The sequence below is a fragment of the Mesorhizobium sp. M2A.F.Ca.ET.039.01.1.1 genome, assembly GCF_003998035.1.
Lineage (GTDB): Bacteria > Pseudomonadota > Alphaproteobacteria > Rhizobiales > Rhizobiaceae > Mesorhizobium.
Genome location: NZ_RZRY01001246.1, coordinates 1 through 1,059 on the forward strand (window position 1 = coordinate 1; position 1,059 = coordinate 1,059).

At 62.8% G+C, this 1,059-nt stretch carries 2 protein-coding genes and 1 tRNA gene; 1 reads left to right on the forward strand and 2 read right to left on the reverse strand.

Annotated elements, in window-relative coordinates:
* A partial coding sequence (locus EOA24_RS39015; RefSeq protein WP_133374973.1) for a molybdopterin cofactor-binding domain-containing protein occupies positions 1-308 on the forward strand: 308 nt, incomplete at its 5' end.
* A gap of 52 nt (positions 309-360) precedes the next feature.
* Here the strand turns inward: EOA24_RS39015 and EOA24_RS39020 are convergent.
* Both EOA24_RS39020 and EOA24_RS39025 read right to left on the reverse strand, forming a co-directional pair.
* Positions 361-436: transfer RNA gene (locus EOA24_RS39020), tRNA-Trp, on the reverse strand.
* A gap of 146 nt (positions 437-582) precedes the next feature.
* Positions 583-1,059 (reverse strand): group II truncated hemoglobin (locus EOA24_RS39025; RefSeq protein ID WP_127410880.1); only part of this gene is annotated, 477 nt, incomplete at its 5' end.

The following is a 1,059-nucleotide window of genomic DNA, read 5'->3' on the forward strand; positions in this document are numbered from 1 at the left end:
TCATGGGACTGGGAATGGCGCTGACGGAAGAAACGCTGCTGGACGAGCGGAGCGGCCGGATCATGAGCACGTCGCTGGCCGATTATCATGTGCCGGTGCATCTGGACGTGCCGGAGATCGATGTGCTGTGGACGGATGTCCCCGACCCGCGCACGCCCATGGGGGCGCGTGGCATCGGCGAGATCGGTACGACCGGAGTGGCCGCGGCCGTTGCCAACGCCGTGTTCAACGCCACCGGTATTCGCGTACGCGACCTGCCTATCACCCTCGACAAGCTGGCCGCCGATACAACTCAAGCAAAAGTATGAGGCGGTTCCGTCCGGAACCTAAACGAAAGCGAGACGATTCCTTTTGAGGAAATGGCACGGGCAGCAGGGCTCGAACCTACGACCTGCGGTTTTGGAGACCGCCGCTCTACCAACTGAGCTATGCCCGTGCATGCGCTTGTTCGGCGCAGGCGCTTCCTAAAAGCTTCCGGGCCCTCTGTAAAGAGCACTAACCTGCCGTTTTCGAAGCTTTGCCGGATTTCTCCATCGCATTTCCGTCGGCGACGGATTGCGTTCCCGGAAAACGCGCCTGGGCCTACGATTTTCCGGCCGGCGGCTTGTATGGCCCGCCTGGCACACCCCAGCCCCAGGCCGGCATCGGCTCGGTCGCGGGATCGCAGGTCTCGCCCAGATTCGAGTTCATCTTCGCCAGCCGCGATCCCCATTCGACATAGCCCATGAAGGCGGAGCGGAACTCGGGGTCGTCCGGCAGGCCGACTTCGTCGGCCGCGTCGGCCAGAAGATTGATCCAGCGCCGCCGCTGCTCCTCGGTCAGGTGCTTGCCGAGATGATGCATCACCATCTCGCGATGGCCGCCAAACTCTTCGCTATAAGTCTTCGGCCCGCCGAAGACCTCGCCGATGAAGGCGGCGACATGCGCCGGGTGGTCCGACGACATGGTCTTGAACACGGGGCCGACGATCGGATCAAATGCCACCTTGTCGTAGAAGGCGCGTGTCAGCCTGTTGAGCGCCTCGCTGCCGCCGGCCCATTCGTACAAAGTCGGGATTTC